The sequence below is a fragment of the Chitinophagales bacterium genome, assembly GCA_017303415.1.
Taxonomy (GTDB): domain Bacteria; phylum Bacteroidota; class Bacteroidia; order Chitinophagales; family Chitinophagaceae; genus SpSt-398.
Map to the genome: position 1 here is coordinate 2,080,655 of JAFLBJ010000001.1, position 23,938 is coordinate 2,104,592.

A 23,938-nucleotide genomic window follows, 5' to 3' on the forward strand; every position below is an offset into this window, starting at 1 on the left:
AAGGACCATGGAAGAGTTGGGTCGAAAATCGGTGGAGGAGTTCCGGGAATCCCGGAAAAATCCGGTAATTGCCGTTTTAGAGAATGTACGGAGCGGCTACAATGTGGGTAGTTTGTTTCGAACCGGTGATGCTTTTTTACTCGAAGCCATTTATATCTGTGGTTATTCTCCATATCCTCCCCATAAGGAAATTCGCAAAACAGCCCTTGGGGCTGAAGATACCGTGAGCTGGAAACATTTTAAAACAGCAACCGAGGCTGTCCATGAATTGAAAGAAATGGGTTACCGGGTCTTTGCGGTGGAGCAAACGGAGAATAGTATCCCGCTGCAAAAGGCAGAGTTTGACCCCATGGAAAAAATCGCGGTCATTTTTGGAAATGAAGTGACCGGTGTGGAGCAATCCACTATTTCCCTCTGTGAAGGAACGATAGAAATTCCTCAGTGGGGGATGAAACATTCGCTCAATATCGCTACCGCAGCAGGGGTGGTGTTGTGGGAGTTGGTGCGCAAACGCGTGAAAGAAGAAAATACCTAAAAGCTAAAAGCTAATAGCTTTTAGCTCATCGTAAATTATAAACTATCAATAGGTTTTTGTTGAAAAAATATCTCAGTTTAATTAAGTTTTCCCACACCATCTTCGCCATGCCCTTTGCGTTGATCGGGTTCTTTCTGGGTGTCCGGTCAGAAGGGGTCGAAATGGATTGGCAGGAAGGAGGAAAGCTGCTGTTCCTGGTGGTCCTTTGTATGGTATTTGCACGAAGTGCCGCCATGGCCTTTAACCGTTACCTTGACCGGCAGTTTGACGCCAAAAACCCCCGTACCGCCATTCGCGAAATTCCAGCTGGATTAATCAAAGCGAATCATGCTCTGTTGTTCACGGTCATATCGAGCTTACTTTTCGTCACCTGCGCTTTCTTTATCAATACCCTTTGTTTTTATCTTTCCCCGGTGGCCTTGCTGGTGGTATTGGGTTATAGCTATACCAAAAGGTTTACGGCTCTTTGTCACCTTGTTTTAGGACTCGGACTTTCCCTGGCACCGATCGGTGCCTATCTTGCCGTGGCCGGAGTGTTTGATGTGTTACCCATTCTTTTTTCTTTTTGTGTATTGTTTTGGGTCAGTGGGTTTGATATCATTTATTCGTTGCAGGACGAACATTTTGATAAAGAGAATGATCTTTATTCCATTCCTGCTCAACTGGGAAAGAAAAATGCATTGCAGGTTTCGCGGGTATTGCACGTGCTGTCTTTTGCCTGCTTACTCGGAGCTGGTCTATCCGGCCATTTTCATTGGGTCTATTGGGTTGGAATGGCGATGTTCACTGCCATGCTCATCTACCAGCATTCGATCGTTAAGCCCGATGATCTTCGCCGGGTGAATATTGCTTTTATGACAGCCAATGGCATAGCCTCGGTTGTATTTGCGATATTTGTGATTCTCGACCTTATTCTCTTAGCTAATGGCTAAAAGCGAATAGCTATCAGCTCTTGGTCTTCACAACAATAAAACAGAAACACCTTGGCCCGCATATTATCCATTGATTTTGGACTTAAACGAACCGGCATTGCCGTAACGGATCCATTGCAGATCATTGCTACTGGATTGACAACTGTGGAGTCAAAAGAGTTGATCGTTTTTTTGAAGAAATACATGCAAACTGAAGCAGTGGAGCGTTTCCTGATCGGGGAACCAAAGAATTGGGATGATTCAGATACCCATGCCACGCCACTGGTGGAACAATGCATAAAGGACCTGGAAAAGAATTTTCCCCAGATTCCCATCACACGCGTGGATGAGCGTTACACATCGAAAATGGCAAAGGATGCCATGCTTGAAATGGGGATGAAGAAAAAGGACCGCCGCAAGAAAGGCCTCGTTGACGAGATTGCTGCAACGATCATGTTGCAGGAGTACCTGACAAAAATTTAGCTGGTAAGCTTTCTCCTGTTCTTTGCGGTAAATTGATGCCCCACCAATGCTCCCGATCTTCAGTATTCCATTTTTCTCTATAAGTCCGTAACTTTGTCCGTTAATCGGAAACAGAAACAGAATGATTCTTCCTATCGTAGCCTACGGACATCCAGTTTTGCGAAAACTTGCCACTGATATTCAACCTGATTACCCGGGTCTGGAAAAATTGATCGCGGACATGTGGGAAACCATGTATCACAGTAGCGGGGTAGGGTTGGCTGCTCCCCAGGTAAACCGTGACATACGTCTTTTTGTGGTGGACAGCCACCAGATACTGAAAGGAATGGACAAGGAAGAAAGGGAAGAATATGGAGATGATCAGGGAACCAAAGAGGTATTTATCAATGCCCGAATTGTAGAATTTGAAGGGGAAGATTGGCCTTATAATGAAGGGTGTCTGAGTATTCCCAAGATCCGCGAAGATGTTTGGCGCCCTATGCAGGTTGGCCTTGAATATGTGAACGAAAATTTTGAACCCCGGAAGAGGATGTTCACCGGTATTACAGCCCGCGTCATCCAGCACGAATACGACCATATCGAAGGCAAGCTTTTTATTGATCACCTGACCCCTTTAAAGCGGAAATTGATGAAGGGAAAACTGGATGATATCTCAAAAGGGAAGATCAGCGTGGATTACCGGATGCTCTTTCCTAAAAAATAATATGCGCCGACTGGTCCTGATATGGCTTTTCTTTCCTTTTACCGCCCTGGCTCAGGACGAAGACTCACTGGAAAATGAACGCCTCGCCCGCATGATCACCTTGTCTGAACTCGTGATGCGATCAGACCTGAGTATCCCCAAATTCATTGATCGTATAAAAAAGGACACCACCTTTTATAAGGCATTTCGCAATTTACGGGTGCTTGGTTTTACCTCGCTCAACGATATCCGGATGTTGGATAAAAAGGGTATTTTAAAGGCCTCGCTGCAAAGCCGCACAAAACAGGTGGTAAAAAATGGTTGCCGTAGTACCGAAGTTCTGGAGGAAAAAACCACTGGCGATTTTTATGACGGAGACCGCGAATACAATTACTACACGGCCGAACTTTATGCCAGTCTTTTTTTTGCCAAAGGCACCATTTGCGGAGAAAACAATATTGTAAAAGGGCATGACCGACAAGTAAAGGAAAAGAAAGGTCTGGATAAAAGAAAGGAACAACTCAAAATGCTATTTTTTGACCCGGGGAAGAAGATACCCGGTATTCCTTTTATGGGGGGCAAGACCGCTATTTTTGATGAACACATGAGTGAGCGATACGATTACTCCCTGGATATGACCGATCAGGGAGGCCAATCCTGCTATTTGTTCACCATAACGGCCAAAGAAGGGTATAAAGGGAAAGTAGTGATAGACCGGATGGTAACCTGGTTCGATGCCAATTCACTGGAGATTTTAGCCCGTCATTACTCCCTCAGTTATGATACGGGCATTTATGACTTTGAAGTGAGTATGGAGGTTCAACTTACGCATTTTGGCAACCTGTTGGTACCACGTGTGCTAAAATACAATGGCACCTGGGATGTGCCGCTGAAAAAAAGGGAACGAGCAGTTTTCACCGCCACCTTATTTGATTTTAACCGATGATATTCTTTTGCTCGGCGTAACTCCTCCACTTGTCAATCACTGATTGAATATCCGATGGTAGATCTGCTTCAAAAAAAAGTTCCTTTCCCGAAACCGGATGGACAAATCCCAGGGTACGCGCATGCAGGGCATGACGTGGACAGAGGGCAAAGCAATTCTCCACAAACTGGCGGTACCGGGCATAAACAGTCCCTTTCACGATCTTATCACCACCATAGGTATCATCATTGAAAAGCGGATGACCCAGGTATTTCATATGAACCCTGATCTGGTGGGTACGGCCTGTTTCCAAAATACAACGTACCAGAGTGGTATAGCCAAATCGTTCGAGCACCTGGTAGTGGGTGATGGCCTCTTTTCCATGCTCACCATCCGGATAGGCTTCAAATAATTTTCGAAAACGTTGATGACGTCCCACATGGGCGATGATCGTTCCACTGTCTTCCTTCAAATCGCCCCAAACAAGTGCTACGTATTGGCGCTTTACAGTATGATCGTAAAACTGTTTGGCCAGTTTGCTCATGGCTATTTGTGTCTTGGCCAAAACCAGCAAACCTGATGTGTTCTTATCGATACGGTGAACCAACCCAAACCGTGGCAGGGATTCTTCGGTCACCCCTGGATCCTTTTGCTTCAGGTACCAGGCCACACCATTTAGGAGGGTACCGGTATAATTACCACTTCCCGGATGTACCACCATACCTGCTGGCTTGTTGATCATCATCAGGTGCTCATCTTCAAAAGCGATATTAAGCTCCATGGGTTCAGGTACCACCTCTGTATCCGCGGCGGAGGTATCCGAATACACTATGATCTCATCCAGACCCTTGACCTTGAAATTGGGTTTTACCTCCTTTCCATTGACCGTTACCAGCCCGGCATTGAGGGCCTGTTGTAATTTATTTCGGGTAGCCCCCTCTATCCGGTTCATCAGGTATTTGTCAATACGCAGCGGTTCCTGCCCTTTGTCGGTACGAAAGACAAAACGCTCATACAGATCATCATTGCCATATTGCCCCGGTTCTTTATCCAACTCCTCAGCCATGAAAAAAATTTAGGCAAAAGTAAGCTAACTTTGCCACCGCATGGAAAGACAGGATGTGACCTTTCGTGACCTGGGACAAATGCCTTACAAGGAAGCCTGGGATTACCAGGAATCGTTGTTAAAAGCCAATGTACAGGCTAAATCGGAGGGTAAACCTACTGAACACTACCTTTTATTTGTCGAACATCCACCCGTTTATACCCTGGGTAAGAGTGGTAAGATCGAGCATGTTCTGCTCAACGAGGCTGAACTGGCCAGAAGAGGTATCGATTTTTTTAAAACCAATCGGGGAGGTGATATCACCTTTCATGGCCCTCAGCAGATCGTAGGGTACCCCATTTTTGACCTCGAACGGATCTATACCGATATCGGCCGGTATCTACGCGAGCTCGAAGAAGTCATCATCCACACCTTGGCCTTTTATGGATTGAAAGGCGAACGATCCAAAGGAGAGACAGGTGTCTGGCTCGACCCGGGAATCCCCGGCAGAGAGAGAAAGATATGTGCCATGGGGGTAAGGTGCAGCCGCTGGATCACCATGCACGGGTTTGCTCTTAATGTGAATACCGATCTGAACTACTTTAATTTTATCATTCCCTGTGGTATCCAGAATAAACAGGTTACTTCCATGGAGAAAGAGTTAGGAAGAAAAGTAGATATGCAAGAGGTGCAGGAGAAACTTCGTCTGTCTTTTGAAACTATATTCCCACTTCAGGTAACGAAAAGCTAATAGCTAACTACTTTTTCCTTTTACCTTATTTTGAAATAAAGAACCGGTGTTTTTCCAGGATCTTCCCGTTCTCAAACAACTCAAATTTGAACCAACCGGCGTGAAAGAAATTGGTTTTGTCCAGGACCAGGTAAGGCCGCTTCACTTCTTTTATCTCAAACAGAAAATTATCGTTGTCTTCGTAGAATTTAATGCTGTACTTCTTTTTGTCAAAATCTTCCAGGCTGATTCGCAGATAGCCTTCCGCGTTGGTAAACAATCGCATGGAAGGGACAAACACATTGGGTTTGTTATTCGATTTTAACCCGGGCGCTTGTAATTTGTTGATCGAGTCAGCTAATACAAGGGCTTTATCATTCTTTATTTTCTTGGGGATATATTGGTCGGTCAGGGTATCGAGGACCATCACGATCACCGAGTCAGGTGCTTTTTCAGTAAGCGGGATGACGAGTTTGGGTGTTTCTGTTTGAGACACGGCCGGAGCGACAGGTCTTGTAGTATCAAAAAATGGCCGCTGGCTTTTTGAGAAAACAAAATTGGCCCCATCGATCACGATGAAAAGACGGTAGAACATATTGTCCTTTGGCGCCTTGGTATCCAGATAACCATTTTCGCGGTTCAGAGGATCGGGTACTGTCAGGATCGTGGTAAAATTGCGCAGGCTGTCGTTGGATCGCTGGATGCTGATCTGTTTGACAGAGGGGTAACCATTGACCCAGTTGACAAGGGTACGTTGCGGACCAAAATTGGTCACTTTAAATTGGGGAAGGGAATCTTTAACCTGTGCTGACAGGTTCAGTGTTATCACAAATAAAGTCAATACCAGAAAGGGCAGACGGGATAAGTGGAGTGTGGTTTCAGGATTTTTTCTTTTCATGCCGGTAGCGACAAAGATAATAAAGCCCCTAAGAATCCCTAAAATATTAACGTTCCCTTTTTCAGGGAGCGATTACCCTGTAATCCTCCGCTGTGCACCACGAGGATTTTACGTCCGGCAGGGAAGTGATTTTCCTTTACGCGCTTCATCACTGCATAGAATAATTTACCGGTATAAATGATATCGGTGGGTATGCCTGTACTTTGATACCAATCATTCATGAAACGAATCAGTTCATTATCCCAATGGGCATAGCCACCATGATGCGCATCATGATCCAGGATGTGCCGGCCCAAATCTGTATGACCAGGCAGGAGCGAGAGGATATCCCTTTCCATAGAAACATACCCTTTCAATACCACAATGCCATGGATCGTGGATGCCTCATCAGCGGTATGTATTAAACCTGCCATGGTAGTACCTGTACCTACGGCACAAAAAATATCCTCGAAGGGTGGCGATGATTGTAATCCGGGTATCGTAGCTGCGCCCTTCCTGCCTTCGATTCCAAATCCCCCTTCAGGTACCAGGACCGCTCCATTTTGCTGAATAAGTAAATCGATGTCGTGTGGCAGCTGTTTAATCCGATAGGTTTCCCGGGAGAGAAATTGTAGTTCCATGCCCAGTTCAAGGGCATCTTGCAAAGTAAGCGAAAGGGAAGTAGGTCGCTCACCCCGTATCAATCCGATGGCACGCAAACCATTTTCATGACAAAAAGCGGCTGTGGCAAGGATATGATTTGACCAGGCTCCGCCAAAAGTGACGATCATTTTTTGTGATGTATGCCGGGCTTTTTCGGCATAATACCGGAGTTTGAACCACTTATTACCCGATACGAGTGGATGGATCCGATCAAGTCGCAAAACCTCCATGCGCACCTGTTTTTCCTCCAGCAGGGGATGGGTGACCTTTTCAGGGGCGATATGGTCTGAGGTTGATAATGAAAAAATCATGGCATGAAGGGGCGAATTTATTTAATTTCGCGGCACTAATTAGAAACCACATGAAACCTGCCTTAGTCATCCTGGCCGCCGGAATGGCCTCCCGTTACGGAAGTATGAAACAGATCGAAGGGTTTGGCCCCTCCGGGGAGACCATTATGGACTATTCCATTTATGATGCCATCAAGGCGGGATTTGGAAAGGTGGTATTTATCATCCGGGAAGAATTTGCGGAAAATTTCAAAGCCATTGTGGAGCCCCGCTGGAAGGGCAAGGTGGAATTGGCCTATGTTTTTCAACACCTGGGCCGGTTTACCGAACATTGCGAGATTCCTATGGAACGTACCAAACCCTGGGGTACTGCCCATGCGGTGATGTGTGCCAAAGATGCCGTAAACGAACCCTTTGCCGTGATCAATGCCGATGATTTCTACGGCAGAGATGGCTTTGTCAAGGCCTATGAATTCCTGATGAATGAAAGCAATGCCTCAACGTATTCCATCATAGGATATGAATTATTGAAAACACTATCCGACAATGGTACCGTGAACCGCGGCGTTTGTCAGGTCGATGATCAGGGAAACCTGACCGCCATTGCCGAGCGGTTGAATGTTTCCCTGAAAGATGGGAAAATTGTTTGCGAGGATGACCAGCAACCACATGAATTGCCTCTTCAGACTTCGGTCTCCATGAATTTCTGGTGTTTTACACCTTCGATATTTCCTTACTCAGAAAAATTATTCAAGGAATTCCTTGATGCGAATGTACTCAACATGAAGGCTGAGTTCTTTATTCCCATTGTAGCCGATAAGTTCATCAATGACAAAGTAGGGGTCATCAAAGTAATCCCTACCAGCGCGCAATGGTTTGGTGTAACTTATAAAGAGGATGCGCCAGAGGTAAAGAAGAGCCTGGATACCCTGATCGCCAAAGGCGAATACCCCGATAACCTTTGGGCCTAAAAAAAGCGCCTGCACCACGAGGGGCAGACGCTATATGATTCAAAGGGAATATCTTAATTGATCTTCACCATGAAGATGAAATCTTCGATCTTTCTCACCTGTTCGGTGCGATCAAGGCCTTTCATTGAACCTGTAGGGAGTTTCAACCCCTGATGTGTTGTATCCGATTTCTTCAATTCCTCAATGGCTTTACCGATATATTTGGAATGTATTGCAAATACCACACCTTCTGCGGCTGTTTGACGGGTACTCAAAAGTCCGATCACTTCACCATTCTTATTTAAAACCGGGCTACCGCTGTTACCGGGGTTAGCTGCAATGGCGATCTGGCAGGAGAGGGTATCACCCTGATATCCTGTTTTGGAACTCAGATAGCCTTCTCCATATACGATCTGATCACGAGGGAAACCCATGGTATAGATCGGCTCGGCCAGGTCGGTAGAAGATTTTTTAAAATTAAACGGGATCGAATTATACCCCTTGAAGGCGTCATCTTCGATCTTCAGGATCGCAATGTCTTTCGAAGGGTCATTATAAACCAGAATGGCTTTAAACAACTGGCCCTTGGTATTCTGCACAACGATATTACGGGCATTGTGCACCACGTGTTTGTTGGTGACCAGGTAACCTTTACCATCCACCAGAAAACCTGTTCCACCGGAGGTAAAAGAGGCCGGATCGATCTTGCTTTTGATCTTATTGATCTCCGCTTTCTGGGCATTATTGTCACGGGATACCTGGTTGATCTTACGGTCCAGGGCCTGAAGACGTTCGCTATCCTGTTTAGGGGAAATAACCCAGACGAGAGCTGAGAAGGTCAGGGCGGTAACACCCGCGATGGAGGCTGCAACGGCTACAACCCGCTTATAGCGGTTCCAGAGGTAAACAACTTTGGACCGACCTGCCGCTGTGGTGGAATGGATCACATTCCGCATGGAAAGGTCAGTATGTACGTCCTGAAGGGTAGATTTGAACTCTTTACGCTCGGCAAGTTCATTGACTTCATGTAAAAAGAGGGTATGGGCTACGACCATCTGGTCCACTTCCGGATTGTCTTTTCTCAATTGTTCAAAATAGACCCGCTCATCGGGTTTCATTTCTCCCCGGATGTATCGCTCCACGGCCTCAATCATCTTTACTTCATCCATTTCCGTTCCCATTTTTATACTGTGAAAAGAATATTTTCTTTAATCGCATCAGGCACTTGTACTTCTGGTTCTTAGCATTGTCGGCATTGGTATATCCAAAAGAGGAGGCTATTTCCTGCATATTCCTTTTTTGGATGTAAAAAGCCTCGATCAGGCTTTTGCAGGGTTCGCCCAGGTTGGCAATGGCCTTTTCCATCAACCGGAACTCCTCATTCCTCTGTTCATGCTCCTCCAGGTCCTCCTCCACGGGTACCACCTCATTCACATTGTCCAATTCGCCCGAATACCGGTTAACCTGTTGTAATCGTTTGAGCCACAATCTTCTGCATACAGAGTACAGGTAGGTTTTCAACTGGCAGTTCAATTCAAACTGACCGGTTTTGGCCTTTTCATACAACACGATCATGGCTTCCTGAAAAAGATCTTTAGCGTCATCCGAATTCCCATTATTATTGATCACTAGGGTCTGAATGGTAGCATAATTCTCCCGATAGATACGCTCAACTGCCTTTTTGTCGTTGATAGCCAGTCCTTTAAGTAAATCTTTGTCCTTTTGGTCAGGATGCACGCTGTTTAATTTAATACGATTGGATAAAAATAGTAACCCAAAAGCCGTGAAAAAAATTTTTTAAAATCCTGGGTTACCTTTCTTCAGTTCCAGTATAAAGGTTATCATTTAATTTATAAATTAAACAAAAACACAAATCGCATGAAAAAGCTGTTAGCCATCATCGCTGTTGCTGGATTCGTAGCTTGTAACAACTCTGCAGAAGCTGATAAAACTGCAACTGACACAACTACCCCTACAGTTGACACAACTGCTCCTAAAGTAGATACAACTGCTCCAGTAGTTGACACAACTGCTAAAGTTGACACTACTGCTGCTGCCAAGTAATTATATAGGCAAGCAACCGCAATGAGGCCATCCATTCAGGGTGGCTTTTTTGTTGTTACTTTTGCACTTTATATCAAACTAAAACAATTCTGTGATCACATTTGAAGCGCTAGGAATCGAGGAGGGACTGCTTAACTCCATTAGTTCACTCGGATTTACCACACCCACCCCCATTCAGGAAAAAGCCATCCCTGTTCTGTTACAGGGAACCAAGGATTTTGTCGGTCTGGCCCAGACAGGTACCGGTAAGACGGCAGCCTTTGGGTTGCCCCTGTTGCAATTGGTCCGGTCGGAGGACCGGTTCCCCCAGGCCCTGATCGTTTGCCCCACCCGCGAACTCTGTCTCCAGATCAGTAAAGACCTGGAACAATTCCAATCTAAAAAACGAAAGTTACAGGTAACTCCGGTTTATGGAGGAACCTCCATCACCGACCAGATACGCGAACTGAAAAGGGGAACGCATATCGTAGTGGCGACTCCCGGTCGCCTGATTGACCTGATCGAACGGAAAGCCATCCACCTCGATAAGATCCACTACGTGGTACTGGATGAGGCCGATGAAATGCTCAACATGGGTTTCCGCGAGGATATTGAGTTCATTCTCCAGAACTCACCCAATCGCCAAAGCATCTGGTTGTTTAGCGCTACCATGCCCAACGAGGTAAAACAGGTGAGCAAACGCTACATGGACAAACCCTTTGAAATTACCATTGGCAAGATGAATACCGCCAATGTCAATATTGACCACCAGTATTATTCAACTGTTCATGCAAACCGGTATGAAACCCTCAAGCGGATAATTGATTTCAACCCGGGTATGTATGGCATTGTGTTTACCCGTACCAAAGCGGACGCACAGGATATTACCGAAACGATGATCCGGGAAGGATATGATATTGAAGCATTACATGGTGACCTGACTCAAGGTCAACGGGATAAAGTGATGGGACGGTTTCGCGAGAAAAGCCTTCAGTTACTGGTGGCCACCGATGTAGCGGCCAGAGGGATCGATGTAAAAGGCATTACCCATGTCATCAATTATGAATTACCCGATGACCCCGAAGTATACACCCACCGGAGCGGCCGAACAGGTCGTGCGGGACAAAGTGGTGTATCCATTTCACTGGTCACCCCCAAAGAAGTATATCGCCTTCGCCAGATCGAAAAAATGATCAATAACCGTTTTCATAAAATGGATATCCCGGCCGGAAAAGATGTTTGCCGGAAACAGTTTTTCCATTTTATCGATAACATGCTCCAGACCGATATCAGCCATGGTGAATATGAAACCTATTTGCCGGTATTAATGGAAAAATTCGCGGCAGTAAGCAAGGAAGAAATATTGCAGCGTGTGGCAGCGAAAGAGTTTGACCGCTTTCTCCGTTATTATGAAAATGCACCAGACCTGAACATACGGGAAGACAGGCGGGGCGAACGAACGACAGCAGGTACGGCCGTAAAAGGACGTGCAAGAGGAGATGGAAATTATAAACGACTGTTTGTTAACCTGGGTACAAAAGATGGATTTTACAAAGCGAGTTTCCTGCAGTTCATCCTTGATATCAGCGATCTGAAGAAAGATGTATTGGGGAGAATAGATATGAAAGAGATGAACAGTTGGATCGAGATCGAGGAACCATCGGCAAAGATCATGATCCGTTCGATGGATGGTAAGAACTATCGCGGAAGACGAATTCGCATGAATGAAGCAGATTCTGTCAACCCCAGAAAAAAATCAAGGCAGGGATGACCTGTATTTAAAAGCAATCCTTATATTTGTTTCATCATGACAAGCACAAGAGCCTACTTCTGGTTTTATTTTGGTTACTATTTCTTCTTTTACGGAAGGAAGCCGGAGGTGCTTTTGTTGAAAGTAAATGGATAACGCAAAACCAAAATCAACATAAGAGTCCTCCGGTGATCCGGGGGATTTTTTTTGTATATAGGTCTCAAAAAAAATGATAATGAACAATCGGGTTTCCATCCAGGGCTATGAAGGCAGTTTTCATCAGGTGGCTGCACGGCAATTTTTTGGTCAGGAAGTTGAAGTGATCACCTGCTCCACTTTTCGCGAAGTGGTTCGCTTGGCAGCGAACAAAAGAGAAAGTCGTGGTGGAGTAATGGCCATTGAAAATTCGATAGCGGGAAGCATACTGCCCAACTATAACCTGTTGCAAAAAAGTAATCTCCGTGTGGTCGGAGAAGTCTATCTCCATATCAAACAACACCTGCTGGTGAACCCGGGTGTAAAAGTGGAAGACCTGAAAGAGGTACATTCTCATCCCATGGCCATTTTGCAGTGTATTGATTTTTTAGAAAAACATCCGCACCTGAAAGTGGTGGAAACAGAGGATACCGCGCTTAGCGCCAAACATATTCATCAACGACGGAGCAAACATGCTGCTGCTATTGCCGGCAAACTGGCGGCTGAATTATTTGATATGGAGATCGCAGTTCCCAATATCCATACGGTGAAGAATAATTATACCCGCTTTTTAATTCTGCAACGGGAAGATATGGCCATGCAGACGCCTGATCCAAATAAAGCATCGGTAAATTTCACTACCGACCATTCCAAGGGAAGCCTGGCCCGTGTGCTGACAAGAATCGCTGAGGGTGATATCAACCTCAGCAAATTGCAAAGTTTTCCGATTCCGGGAAGTGATTGGAAATATAATTTTCATGCCGATATGGAATTTGAATCACTGGATAAGTTCCAACGGGTGATCGAAGAGATCAAACCGCTTACGGTGGAGTTGAATGTATATGGTGTTTATAAAAATGGTAAATGAACTGATCATGAAAACGAGTCAACGGCTGGATGGAATAGGGGAGTATTATTTTTCGCAAAAACTGCGGGAGATAGACGCCATGAACAAAGCGGGCAAACAGGTGATCAACCTGGGGATCGGCAGCCCTGATCTTCCCCCACACCCGGACGTTATTCGGGTGTTGAAAGAAGAAAGTGATAAAGACCATGTACACGCCTATCAATCTTACAAAGGATCACCGGTATTGCGCCAGGCCATGAGCGATTGGTATGCACGTTGGTACGGTGTGTCGTTGGATCCTGAAAATGAAATATTGCCCCTGATCGGAAGCAAGGAGGGGATCATGCATATCTGTATGACCTATCTCGATGAAAAGGATGGTGCCCTGATCCCCAACCCGGGTTACCCGACCTATAAGGCAGCCGTAAAACTGGCTGGTGGCGAACCGATCTCCTATTCATTGCATCCGGAAACAGATTGGCACCCGGATTTTAATGAACTGACGAGATTGGTTGAGGCACATCGCGCGCAGGGACATGCGATAAAGTTGTTGTTTGTGAATTACCCGCATATGCCAACCGGAAAGGTTCCTGATGCGGTATTCTTTAAAGACCTTATCGCCTTTGCCCGGCAACAGGATATTCTGATCGTACATGATAATCCATACAGCTTTATACTCAACGACCACCCCATGAGCCTTCTGAGTATCGAAGGGGCCAGAGAGTATGTACTGGAATTGAATTCCCTGAGTAAAAGCCAGAACATGGCCGGCTGGCGGGTTGGTATGTTGTGTGCCGATAAAAAACGCATTGAAGAAGTGTTGCGTTTCAAAAGCAATATGGACAGTGGAATGTTTCTTCCGGTGCAACTAGCAGCTGCCAGAGCTTTGAAGTTGGAACAGGATTGGTATGATAAAGTGAATGCCGTTTATAAAGCCCGCCGTGATAAAGTATTTGATCTGCTCGATCTGCTGAATTGCCGGTATGAAAAGGGGCAGGCAGGCATGTTTGTATGGGCTGCGGCACCTGATTCTTATACCGACGGTTTTGCCTTGAGTGATGAAGTACTTCATCAGGCAAATGTTTTCATCACTCCCGGCGGCATATTTGGATCGGTTGGAAACGGTTTTATCAGGGTAAGTCTTTGTGCGTCGGAAGAAAAGATCCTGGAATCTATTGAACGAATAAAAAAATCAAGACAATAAACTGGTTATGGAAAGGAAAAGAGTGGCGATAGTAGGCGTGGGTTTGATCGGCGGATCGCTGGCGCTTCAACTCAATGAAAAAGGGCTGGCAGGAGGTATCGTCGGAGTGGAAGCCAACCCGGAGCACGCGAAAAAGGCGGTGGACCTGGGATTGGTGGATGAGGTGCTGGAATTGGAACTGGCCATAGCACAAAGTGATCTCATCGTGTTGGCTGTGCCGGTTGATTTGATGAGTACACTGTTACCACGAATACTTGACCTTGTGGACAGGCAGATCGTGATGGATGTGGGTTCCGCCAAAGCGCAACTTCATGAGGCGGTTAAGGATCATCCTAAACGTGGACGGTTTGTATCTACCCACCCAATGTGGGGTACCGAATACAGCGGTCCGGCTGCTGCAGTAAAAGGAGCTTTTGAAAACAAGGCCGTGGTTATCTGTAATGCTGGAGAATGTGATTCCGATGCGCTTGAGTGGGTAAAAGGGGCCTACAAAAAAATGGGTATGCGCTTACTGAGCATGAATGCCGGAGATCATGACCTGCATACTGCGTATATCAGCCATATTTCCCATATCACTTCTTTTGCCCTGGCCAATACTGTCTTGGAAAAAGAAAGGGAAGAGGATGCCATTTTTGAATTGGCCTCAGGAGGTTTTGAAAGCACAGTGCGGCTGGCCAAAAGTAATCCGGCTATGTGGGTACCGATCCTGATGCAAAACCGGGAGAACGTACTTGATGTATTGAATGAACACATTTCTCAGCTCCGCAAATTCAAAGCCTGTTTGGAAAAAGAGAATTATGAATATTTAACAGAACTGATTGAAAACGCGAATAAAATTAAAAGAATTATAAAATGAGAAGTGATTTGAGAATCGTGAGACGTGAGTCGTCAGTCGTGAGTTACCACTCACATCTCACGCCTCAGGTCTCACGCTCTCGCCTCACAATTCACTAAATTTACACCATGCAAGCAACTCAAACCATGAAAGACAAATTACAATCCGCCTGGTCCAAGCGGCCTTTGATCATTTCCGGACCTTGCAGTGCTGAAACAGAAGAGCAGGTTTTGGCTACGGCACAAAGGCTCGCTGCCACCGGGAAGGTGGACATGCTCAGAGCCGGTATTTGGAAACCTCGTACCAAGCCGGGTATGTTTGAAGGAATCGGTGCCAAAGGGTTACCCTGGCTGCAGCAGGCCAAAAAAATAACAGGGTTGCCCACTACAGTTGAGGTAGCAACCGGCAAACAGGTACAGGATGCCCTGACCTTTGATGTGGACATGCTTTGGATCGGGGCACGTACAACCGTGAACCCGTTCAGTGTACAGGAAGTAGCCGATGCGCTGCGGGGTGTAGATATTCCCGTACTGATCAAGAACCCGATCAACCCCGATCTTGAATTGTGGAGTGGTGCTGTGGAAAGGGTGGCCCGCGCCGGAGTCAAACAAGTGGGTTTGATCCACCGGGGTTTTTCCTCCTACGGAAATACCGAATACCGGAATGCCCCCATGTGGCACCTCGCGATCGAAATGAAAAGAAGAAACCCTGAATTATTGATCATCAATGACCCCTCCCATATCTGTGGTCGTCGGGATATATTACTGGAAACAGCACAGAAAGCGGTCAACCTCGACTTTGATGGTTTGATGATAGAAAGTCATATCGATCCCGACAACGCCTGGAGTGATGCGAAACAACAGGTAACACCTGAAAAGCTGGCCGAAATGCTGGATAGTATCGTTTGGAGAAAGGAAGATGTGAACTCGGAAGAGTTTCATGCGGCCCTGGAGAAATTGCGTCAACAGATCAATCATCTCGATGATGAATTGATGCAGATTCTAAGCCAACGGATGAAGATCGCGGAAAAGATCGGCGAGTATAAAAAGAACAATGCCATTACGATCCTTCAAACCAATCGTTGGAATGAGATACTGGAGCGTGCCTTCAAACAAGGGGAGAAGATTGGCCTCAGTAACGAGTTCATCACCCGGTATTTTGATGCGGTGCATATGGAAAGCATCAATCACCAGAACAGGATCATGAATAGTTGAATAACATGAAGCACAAGAAGGTCAAAATAGGACAAGCACAGGTGGACTATTTTTTTGATAGTAACCTGACCTCCCTTTCCCGGATCACCGACAAGAAATCGACCATTCTGGTTACCGATGAACACCTTGTAACGGCACACCCGCAAAAGTTCAGTTCATGGAAGACCATTGTGCTTAAACCTGGGGAGAAATACAAGACGCAAGCCACCGTTGACGATATCGTACGCCAACTGATTGGCCTGGAAGCCGACCGTAACACCACCCTGGTGGGTGTAGGCGGAGGTGTAGTGACTGATCTTACCGGATACCTGGCCTCTGTCTACATGCGGGGAATTCGGTTTGGTTTTGTACCTACCTCCATACTCGCTCTGGTGGATGCATCCATTGGCGGTAAAAACGGAGTGGATGTAGGCGTTTTTAAAAATATCGTTGGTACTATCCGCCAACCTTCTTTCCTGCTCCATGACCATCGGTTGCTGGCGAGTCTGCCCGAAATGGAATGGATCAATGGTTTTGCCGAGATCATCAAACATGCCTGTATACGGGATGCTGCGATGTTTCGGGAACTGGAAGATCATTCGATCCCATTTTTTCAACGGAATAAAAAAGCATTGGCTGATCTGATCCGGCGAAATACATTATTAAAGACCAAAGTGGTTCAATTGGATGAATTTGAGAAAAACGAAAGACGGTTATTGAACTTTGGTCATACCCTGGGGCATGCCCTGGAAAATCAATACAACCTCACGCATGGACAAGCAGTGGCGATCGGGATGGTATTTGCGAGCCGGATGTCCGAAAAGATCACCGGTTTTCGTCAGGCGGAGCGTGTTGGCAGATTAATTGAAAATTACCAATTACCTACAGCGATCAGCTATGACCGTGATAAGGTATTTGAGGTGTTAAAAATGGATAAGAAACGGGCCAGGAAGGAAATGAATTATGTTTTACTCCAAAAGATCGGAAAAGGCGTCGTTCATTCGCTACCGTTGGATTACCTTCGGAGCCAGTTATAAACCTATCCAGCATGAAAGTGATTATTCAACCATCCCGTTTATCCGGTACCGTGACCGCCAATGCATCAAAAAGTTCCATGCAAAGAGCATGTGCGGCGGCACTACTTCACCCCGGTATCACTCTTTTAGCCAATCCGGGTAATAGCAATGATGATCTTGCCGCCCTGGGAATCATTCAGCACCTGGGTGCAAAAGTGGAACATAAAGGGCATTACCTCGAAATACAAGGACTAAACAGCTTCCAAAGCCCCGATGCACGTTCTGCAACTATTGATTGTGGTGAGTCCGGACTCAGCATCCGTATGTTCACCCCGATCGTATCCCTCCTTGACAGACCCGTAAAAATTACCGGCTCCGGAAGTCTGTTGACAAGACCAATGGATTTTTTTGATGAAGTACTTCCCTTGCTGGATGTGTTTGTTGAATCCAATGATGGGAGGTTGCCTTTGTTGATACAAGGCCCCCTTCAACCGAAAGACATACGAATCGATGGTTCTTTAAGTTCTCAATTCCTGACCGGGCTATTAATGGCTTATTCCATTTCCGCACAGGAACAAGTGACGATCACGGTGGATGACCTGAAAAGCAAACCCTATATCGATCTCACTCTGGCGGTCATGAAACAGTTTGGTATGCGCTTGCCGGAAAATGACCAATATCGTCGGTTCACCTTTTTACCCAAACCAACCAACCCGGTACCAGGTACCATACATTATTTTGTAGAGGGCGATTGGAGTGGAGCCGCTTTTTTGCTGGTCGCCGGGGCCATTGCAGGTCCGGTATTGGTGGAAGGACTCTCACTCGACAGTACCCAGGCCGACAAAGCGATCTACCAGGTGCTGCAAAAGGCCAATGCCCAATTAGTATCCGAGAGTAAAGGAATCAGTATTGCCCCATCAGCCCTTACCGCATTTGAATTTGATGCCACTGATTGTCCCGATCTTTTTCCTCCCATGGTGGCATTGGCTGCCTATGCCGAAGGGGAAACCCGGATCCATGGAGTTCACCGCCTTACCCATAAGGAAAGTAACCGGGCCCTGGCCTTGAAAGAAGAATTTGGAAAGATGGGAATACCTGTAGAGTATGACAATGAAACCATGGTCATTAAGGGGGGTGGTTCCCTAACAGGGTCTACTGTTCATTCACACCATGATCACCGTATTGCCATGGCCTGTGCGGTTGCAGGATTAAGGGCAAAAGGAGAAACCAAAATTGAAGCTGCCGGAGCCATAAATAAATCCTATCCCGATTTTTATCGACATTTACAATCATTAGGGGCAAATTTGGAAGTGGCAAATCCTTTTTCTTACAACCCCTGAACATCTATTCATCCTAATCCAACACGATGAACGCATTTGGGCGCCTTTTCCGGGTACAGATATTTGGAGAATCACACGGTCAGTGTGTGGGCATAACGATAGATGGTTGTCCGCCAGGACTGGCGCTGACCCCCGAGGATATGTTACCCGATCTTGAACGCAGGAAAGGAGGACAACAGAAAGGAACAACCCCGCGAAAGGAAGATGATTTTCCCAGGATCATGAGTGGCGTGTTTGAGGGAAAGACAACAGGATTCCCGATCACCATACTATTTGATAATAAAAATATACGCAGCGAAGATTATCAGAAACAAAGAAGCATTCCACGCCCTGGGCATGCTGATTGGGTGGCCCATCAAAAATTTCATGGGTTTGAAGATTATCGTGGAGGAGGGCATTTCAGTGCCCGGCTTACCACCGGACTTGTAGCGGCGGGAGCCATTGCAAAGAAACTCATGCCAACGATCAATATAAGTGCGCGGGTCAGTGAAATTGGGGGGGAGACCGATACGGAGAAAGGACTTCAAAAAGCCATTGATGCCAAAGATTCAGTGGGAGGGATCATCGAATGCCGGGTGACCGGTATGCCGGTTGGACTGGGTGAACCATACTTCGATTCCGTAGAGTCGGTACTGGCGCATATGCTTTTTTCCATTCCTGCCGTAAAAGGAGTGGAGTTTGGAGCTGGCTTCAAGGCAGCTACCATGTTTGGAAGTGAACATAATGATGCGATTGAAGATAAAACGGGTCGCACCCGTACCAATCATGCCGGTGGAGTTGTTGGTGGTATAAGCAATGGAAACGACCTGGTATTCCGACTTGCGATCAAACCCACCGCGTCTACACCCAAGGAACAGCAAAGTTTGAACTGGGATACAGATCAGGTAGAGAACTTTTCTGTAAAAGGCCGCCACGATCTTTGTGTGGCCTTACGCGCCCCGGTTATTGTTGAGGCAGTAACGGCATTGGTTCTGGTCGATTTTAAATTGATAACTGGATAATTTGGAAATAAAGCATCAAACTCCCCGATGCTCATTTTCTTAAATTCCGAAACTCCAGATCCATTACGCCATATCTCCCGTCATTGGTCCAGTAATAATGCCACCATTCGGTGGGCAAAGCGGTAAAACCGTGTTTTTCCATAATCGACTTTAGTTTCTCCCTGTTCTTTAGTGTTGCTTCGGGTAAAGAGCGGAAGGCATGATGTGCGGTATCTGTGAAATTATCAAAGGTGGTTCCCATATCGAGTTCCTGGCTTGTGGCGAGGTAAATCAAGGTGAGGTCAACCGCCAGTCCCCGGTTATGCCCACTGCCTTTTGCCGGGTTCGCCACATATCTTTCATCCTTTATCAGGTCCCACATTTTTACGGTGACGGAATAGGGCCTGTAAGCATCAAAGATCTTCAACCCCAGCCCCTCCTGTTTTAATTCCGATTGAATTGCGGCCAATTCCCTTGCCGGGAGCAACCGTAAGTAAGTATGCTCTCCGGAAGGATAGAGTTGGGTGCCCGTGAAATTATTTTTTGTGGCATAGCGCAGGTCATAGACTATTTCCGGGATCGAGGATTTTAATTCCACCAATTTCAATAACGAATCCTTTGCAACCTGTTTATGGTATAGCTTCGTCTTTTTTAAAACAGGAAAAGCAGGTTTCTGCGCCAATGTGGTATCTGCGATCAACACCCCAAAAAGAAGTGCATACAAAAGGTAAAGGGTTCGCCTGTATTTGACTAACATATTCTATTTTTACTACAACCATGATTGTTCAAACAAGATACAGATACTTTGTAAATGCCACCTTCTGGTGGACGGGCATTTTGGGGGGCGTTTTCCTTATCTCCTGTAATAATGCGACCCTTCCAAAAGAGGAAAAGGTGGAAACGGCTGAGGAGATCGATGCCACGGCAGGTGCGCTTATATCTGATTACGTCGACAAAGCCCTTTCCGATAGCGGTAAGGTTAATGGGTCATTTTGGCTGGGGCAAACGCAACTGGTCAAAGCGGTGTATGAACGTCGGGGGTTTACCACACAATGGAGCGAGAAGGACAGTCTGTTTCCTGTGGGGGATAGCCTGATCGCTTTTATACGACATAGTAGAAATTATGGCCTTTTCCCTGAGAATTACCATTATTCCTTATTGGATTCTTTGCGACGGAGAATTGGAACCTTAGGCGGAAAATTAGACGCTGTCACCTGGGGGGAAACGGATATTCTTCTTACCGATGCTTTTGCCCAGCTGCTCCACGATATCAAAATAGGCAGGTTGCCGGCAGACAGTGTTACGGGTAGGGAAGACTCTACCTTATCCGAAACGATCCTGACCGACCAATTCGACTTTTTGTTGCGTGGAAAGTCACTCTCCACCATCGTATCCCAGCTGGAGCCCCGGCATACCGGGTATAAATTGATCAAGGAAGCCATACCTGCTTTTCTGGCTTCGGCCCGTTTTGATAAGGAATGGACCAAAGTGCCATTTCCTGTAAAGGACTCGGCACTCTTCCGCGAAAAATTATTCAGGCGCCTGCAGGAAGAAGGGTTGATCCCCGATTCACTCACCATACCCGACCGGGCTCAGATGATCACTGCCCTCAAAACCTATCAAAAGGCAAACGGGTTGACCGATGATGGCCGGATCGGTGCACAGACCGCTCAACGGCTCAACAGTTCCGATCAGGACCGGTTTTTTCAATTAGCGATCACACTTGACCGGTATAAGTTGTTACCCCCGGAGATGCCGGAAAAATATCTCTGGGTGAATATTCCATCCTATCAGCTAAGCCTGGTGGAGAAGGAGGAGGTGATTCTCCAATCCAGGATCGTGGTAGGAAAACCCATTACCCGCACACCGGTATTGACCAGCGCGATATCTCAGATGATCACGTATCCCCAGTGGACGATTCCAACCAGTATAATAGCCAAGGAAATACTACCAGCCCTCAAAAAAGATCCCGGTTACCTGGCCAGAAAAGGCTATTCGCTCATCAATGGAGAGGGAGAGGAAGTGGATCCTTATTTGGTGGATTGGAGCAAATACAGCAAAGGGATTCCGTACAAAGTTGTTCAGGGGTCGGGCGATGACAATGCCCTGGGGATTTTAAAATTCAATTTCAATAACAAATACTCTGTTTACCTCCACGATACCAACCAGCGCTATTTCTTTAGCCGGGCGGAGCGAGCACTGAGCCACGGCTGTGTCCGCGTACAATCCTGGAAAGAACTTGCAGATTTTATCATTCGAAACGACAGTACCGAGGCCGTGGGAAAGAGTAACCGGAATTTCCTTCCCAGCGATTCTTTGTCTAAGTGGCTGATTAACAAAGAAAAACACACAATTGCCATCCGCAACAGGATACCCGTTTTCATCCGGTATTTTACCTGTGAGGCCAAAGAGGGGAGGTTGACTTTTTATGACGATATCTACCAGGAGGATGCCTTGCTGAAAAAGCATTATATTTCGGCAAAGAATTGATGCATGCCAATTCAAAAGTCGCTGTTGATCATACTTTTATGGGTTATCGGAGCCCCGGCCTCCCAGGCGCAGGATACCGACAGCCTGCCTGCAAAAAAGAAATTCTATTATGGGACGGCAAGCTATTATGCCGACAAGTTTGAAGGACGGAAAACGGCTTCCGGAGAGATTTTTAGTCAAAAGAAGATGACGGCTGCCTGTAATGTCCTTCCCCTTGGAACCTGGATCAAAGTGACCAACCTCCGAAATGGCAAGTCGGTGATCGTAAAGACCAATGACCGGCTACATCCCCGGATGACCAGGATCGTGGACCTGAGCAGGGCGGCGGCCCAGCAACTCGGTTATATCCGGTCGGGGCTAACCCGTGTGAAGGTGGAAGTATATGGGAAAAAGAAACCCAAAAATACCTGAATCTTAAATGATTATTTTATTTTAGGATGTAATACATACCTGTTATTTTTGCCCCTACAATTTAAACTGCCAGCATTATGAAGAAAATAACTGCTCTGCTTATTGCTCTTTATTTCTTGGTTCCTGCCACACAAGCGCAAGAGGAGTATACAAGGCCTTCCCAGTTAGGTGTCAGTTTCTTTTTGAACGACTACACCACGGCCAGCCGTATCCGCTCCAGCTCTTTGGCTTCCGTTCTGAGAGACAAGCAATGGGCGAAACCGGGCACCATGAGTCCGGGGATTGCGGTGCATTATTTTAAAGGCCTGAAACCCCATGTCGATTTCGCAGGAACGCTAGCTTTTTCCGGCGATGAGGATGCGCTTCCCAGCACAACAAGTAATAGTACCGCCGGTCTTCTTTTGGAAGCCGACGCCTCTCTTCAATTTAAAATGTTCACCGACCGCTATTGGGTTCAACCCTATCTTTCTGCCGGTATCGGTGCCCAGAAGTACAAAAAATACTATGGCGCTTTTGTTCCGATCGGAACAGGGCTGAAATTTAACTTCTTTGGAGAAGCCGATGTGATCCTTGCGGCCCAGTACCGTGTTCCGGTAACCACCGAAACCTCCCGGTATCGCTTTTTCTACAGTTTTGGCGTAGCCGGTAATATCGGCAAACGCAAAGAAGCCAAGGTCGTTCCCCCACCGCCTCCCCCGGTAGTTGATACCGATGGAGATGGTATTACGGATGATAAGGACAAATGTCCCACGGTGGCCGGTACCCTCAAGTACGATGGCTGCCCGGTGCCTGATACGGATAAAGATGGTATCAATGATGACAATGACAAATGCCCTGAGGTTCCTGGTATCGCCCGCTACAACGGTTGCCCTGTACCGGATACTGACCGCGATGGTATCAACGATGAAGAAGATAAGTGTAAGGACAAACCCGGTGTGGCCCGCTATGAAGGTTGCCCTGTGCCTGATACTGATGGCGATGGCATCAATGACGAAGAAGATAAGTGCCCAACCGTTCCTGGTGTAGCTGAACAACAAGGTTGCCCCGCTATTTCTCAGGATGTGATCCAGAAAGTTGAGTTCGCCGCCAAGAATATTTATTTCACTACCGGAAGCGCCAAGCTGCAAAGCAAATCCTTCAAACCGCTGACCGAAGTGGTGACCATCATGAAGGAAAACAAAGACCTTCTGTTGGATATCAGCGGTCATACCGACAATACCGGTAATGCCGCCCGTAACCAGGCCCTGAGTGAAACACGCGCCGCTGCCGTGAAAGCCTGGTTGGTTAGCAAAGGCATCGATGCCTCCCGTATCACCGCCGCCGGTTTTGGCCAGGATAAACCTGTAGCCGATAACAAAACCGAAGCCGGTCGTAAGCTGAACAGGAGAGTGGAGTTGAAGGTGGGGTATTGATTGGAGGTTGGATGACGGAGGGCAGATGTTGGATGACAGATGACAGATGACAGATGACAGTGAGTAAGATTTAAAGTTTATAATAAAAGGAGAGGGGCTTGAATTTCTTCAAGCCCCTCTCCTTTTATTTT

At 46.5% G+C, this 23,938-nt stretch carries 25 protein-coding genes; 19 read left to right on the forward strand and 6 right to left on the reverse strand.

All coding sequences use genetic code 11. The features are described 5' to 3' along the window. The first annotated feature begins 7 nt into the window (after positions 1-7). The 5 genes from J0M30_09005 to J0M30_09025 all read left to right on the forward strand — a co-directional run bounded on the left by J0M30_09005 (position 8) and on the right by J0M30_09025 (position 3,557). On the forward strand, positions 8-535 hold the full coding sequence (locus J0M30_09005; GenBank protein ID MBN8667629.1) for an RNA methyltransferase: 528 nt from the start codon (positions 8-10) through the stop codon (positions 533-535). A 56-nt stretch (positions 536-591) separates the two neighbouring features. After that, positions 592-1,467: a UbiA family prenyltransferase gene (locus J0M30_09010; protein MBN8667630.1), complete on the forward strand. Its 876-nt coding sequence runs from the start codon at positions 592-594 to the stop codon at positions 1,465-1,467. 51 nt (positions 1,468-1,518) lie between these two features. After that, positions 1,519-1,929 (forward strand): Holliday junction resolvase RuvX, encoded by a 411-nt coding sequence (gene ruvX, locus J0M30_09015; protein ID MBN8667631.1) that lies wholly within the window; start codon positions 1,519-1,521, stop codon positions 1,927-1,929. A gap of 121 nt (positions 1,930-2,050) precedes the next feature. Further along, the gene (locus J0M30_09020) at positions 2,051-2,632 is read left to right on the forward strand and encodes a peptide deformylase (protein ID MBN8667632.1); all 582 of its coding nucleotides are present in this window, start codon (positions 2,051-2,053) and stop codon (positions 2,630-2,632) included. 1 nt (position 2,633) lies between these two features. Beyond that, positions 2,634-3,557, forward strand: coding sequence for a hypothetical protein (locus tag J0M30_09025; protein ID MBN8667633.1), 924 nt, complete (start codon positions 2,634-2,636; stop codon positions 3,555-3,557). On the opposite strand, the gene J0M30_09030 is transcribed toward J0M30_09025, so the two are convergent. Beyond that, positions 3,547-4,602 (reverse strand): RluA family pseudouridine synthase, encoded by a 1,056-nt coding sequence (locus J0M30_09030; protein MBN8667634.1) that lies wholly within the window; start codon positions 4,600-4,602, stop codon positions 3,547-3,549. The genes J0M30_09025 and J0M30_09030 overlap by 11 nt on opposite strands. A gap of 40 nt (positions 4,603-4,642) precedes the next feature. Between J0M30_09030 and lipB the strand changes: the two genes are divergently transcribed. Next, a complete protein-coding gene (gene lipB, locus J0M30_09035) occupies positions 4,643-5,332 on the forward strand; it encodes a lipoyl(octanoyl) transferase LipB (GenBank protein ID MBN8667635.1) in 690 nt (229 codons plus the stop codon). A gap of 25 nt (positions 5,333-5,357) precedes the next feature. On the opposite strand, the gene J0M30_09040 is transcribed toward lipB, so the two are convergent. Together J0M30_09040 and J0M30_09045 are read right to left on the reverse strand one after the other, a co-directional pair. Next, complete coding sequence (locus J0M30_09040) at positions 5,358-6,209, reverse strand: hypothetical protein (GenBank protein ID MBN8667636.1); 852 nt, start codon at positions 6,207-6,209, stop codon at positions 5,358-5,360. Positions 6,210-6,247: 38 nt separating this feature from the next. Beyond that, complete coding sequence (locus tag J0M30_09045) at positions 6,248-7,162, reverse strand: pyridoxal-phosphate dependent enzyme (protein MBN8667637.1); 915 nt, start codon at positions 7,160-7,162, stop codon at positions 6,248-6,250. 50 nt (positions 7,163-7,212) lie between these two features. Between J0M30_09045 and J0M30_09050 the strand changes: the two genes are divergently transcribed. Beyond that, positions 7,213-8,112, forward strand: coding sequence for a nucleotidyltransferase (locus tag J0M30_09050; GenBank protein ID MBN8667638.1), 900 nt, complete (start codon positions 7,213-7,215; stop codon positions 8,110-8,112). A 53-nt stretch (positions 8,113-8,165) separates the two neighbouring features. Here the strand turns inward: J0M30_09050 and J0M30_09055 are convergent, their stop codons facing one another. Both J0M30_09055 and J0M30_09060 read right to left on the reverse strand, forming a co-directional pair. Continuing rightward, positions 8,166-9,260: a trypsin-like peptidase domain-containing protein gene (locus tag J0M30_09055; GenBank protein ID MBN8667639.1), complete on the reverse strand. Its 1,095-nt coding sequence runs from the start codon at positions 9,258-9,260 to the stop codon at positions 8,166-8,168. Beyond that, complete coding sequence (locus J0M30_09060) at positions 9,253-9,828, reverse strand: sigma-70 family RNA polymerase sigma factor (protein MBN8667640.1); 576 nt, start codon at positions 9,826-9,828, stop codon at positions 9,253-9,255. The genes J0M30_09055 and J0M30_09060 overlap by 8 nt, the downstream gene beginning before the upstream one ends. A 141-nt stretch (positions 9,829-9,969) precedes the next feature. Here J0M30_09060 and J0M30_09065 point away from each other — a divergent pair, with 141 nt between their 5' ends. The 9 genes from J0M30_09065 (at position 9,970) to J0M30_09105 (ending at position 19,515) form a co-directional block, all read left to right on the forward strand. Further along, positions 9,970-10,155, forward strand: coding sequence for a hypothetical protein (locus tag J0M30_09065; protein MBN8667641.1), 186 nt, complete (start codon positions 9,970-9,972; stop codon positions 10,153-10,155). 91 nt (positions 10,156-10,246) lie between these two features. Next, positions 10,247-11,905 (forward strand): DEAD/DEAH box helicase, encoded by a 1,659-nt coding sequence (locus tag J0M30_09070; protein ID MBN8667642.1) that lies wholly within the window; start codon positions 10,247-10,249, stop codon positions 11,903-11,905. A gap of 208 nt (positions 11,906-12,113) precedes the next feature. Next, positions 12,114-12,947, forward strand: a complete 834-nt coding sequence (locus J0M30_09075) for a prephenate dehydratase (GenBank protein ID MBN8667643.1) — start codon at positions 12,114-12,116, stop codon at positions 12,945-12,947. Positions 12,948-12,954: 7 nt separating this feature from the next. Further along, the gene (locus J0M30_09080) at positions 12,955-14,130 is read left to right on the forward strand and encodes an aminotransferase class I/II-fold pyridoxal phosphate-dependent enzyme (protein ID MBN8667644.1); all 1,176 of its coding nucleotides are present in this window, start codon (positions 12,955-12,957) and stop codon (positions 14,128-14,130) included. A gap of 7 nt (positions 14,131-14,137) precedes the next feature. After that, a complete protein-coding gene (locus J0M30_09085; GenBank protein ID MBN8667645.1) occupies positions 14,138-14,986 on the forward strand; it encodes a prephenate dehydrogenase in 849 nt (282 codons plus the stop codon). Positions 14,987-15,111: 125 nt separating this feature from the next. Continuing rightward, positions 15,112-16,179 (forward strand): bifunctional 3-deoxy-7-phosphoheptulonate synthase/chorismate mutase type II, encoded by a 1,068-nt coding sequence (locus tag J0M30_09090; protein MBN8667646.1) that lies wholly within the window; start codon positions 15,112-15,114, stop codon positions 16,177-16,179. 5 nt (positions 16,180-16,184) lie between these two features. After that, on the forward strand, positions 16,185-17,195 hold the full coding sequence (aroB, locus tag J0M30_09095; protein MBN8667647.1) for a 3-dehydroquinate synthase: 1,011 nt from the start codon (positions 16,185-16,187) through the stop codon (positions 17,193-17,195). 11 nt (positions 17,196-17,206) lie between these two features. Continuing rightward, complete coding sequence (gene aroA, locus J0M30_09100) at positions 17,207-18,514, forward strand: 3-phosphoshikimate 1-carboxyvinyltransferase (protein MBN8667648.1); 1,308 nt, start codon at positions 17,207-17,209, stop codon at positions 18,512-18,514. A gap of 26 nt (positions 18,515-18,540) precedes the next feature. After that, positions 18,541-19,515, forward strand: coding sequence for a chorismate synthase (locus J0M30_09105; protein ID MBN8667649.1), 975 nt, complete (start codon positions 18,541-18,543; stop codon positions 19,513-19,515). Between the two features lie 31 nt (positions 19,516-19,546). Here J0M30_09105 and J0M30_09110 read toward each other — a convergent pair whose 3' ends face one another. After that, the gene (locus tag J0M30_09110) at positions 19,547-20,251 is read right to left on the reverse strand and encodes a M15 family metallopeptidase (GenBank protein ID MBN8667650.1); all 705 of its coding nucleotides are present in this window, start codon (positions 20,249-20,251) and stop codon (positions 19,547-19,549) included. A gap of 20 nt (positions 20,252-20,271) precedes the next feature. Between J0M30_09110 and J0M30_09115 the strand changes: the two genes are divergently transcribed. The 3 genes from J0M30_09115 (at position 20,272) to J0M30_09125 (ending at position 23,807) form a co-directional block, all read left to right on the forward strand. Beyond that, a complete protein-coding gene (locus J0M30_09115; GenBank protein MBN8667651.1) occupies positions 20,272-21,984 on the forward strand; it encodes a L,D-transpeptidase family protein in 1,713 nt (570 codons plus the stop codon). A 3-nt stretch (positions 21,985-21,987) separates the two neighbouring features. After that, positions 21,988-22,395, forward strand: a complete 408-nt coding sequence (locus J0M30_09120) for a septal ring lytic transglycosylase RlpA family protein (GenBank protein MBN8667652.1) — start codon at positions 21,988-21,990, stop codon at positions 22,393-22,395. Positions 22,396-22,472: 77 nt separating this feature from the next. Beyond that, complete coding sequence (locus J0M30_09125) at positions 22,473-23,807, forward strand: OmpA family protein (protein ID MBN8667653.1); 1,335 nt, start codon at positions 22,473-22,475, stop codon at positions 23,805-23,807. The last annotated feature ends 131 nt before the right edge of the window (positions 23,808-23,938 follow it).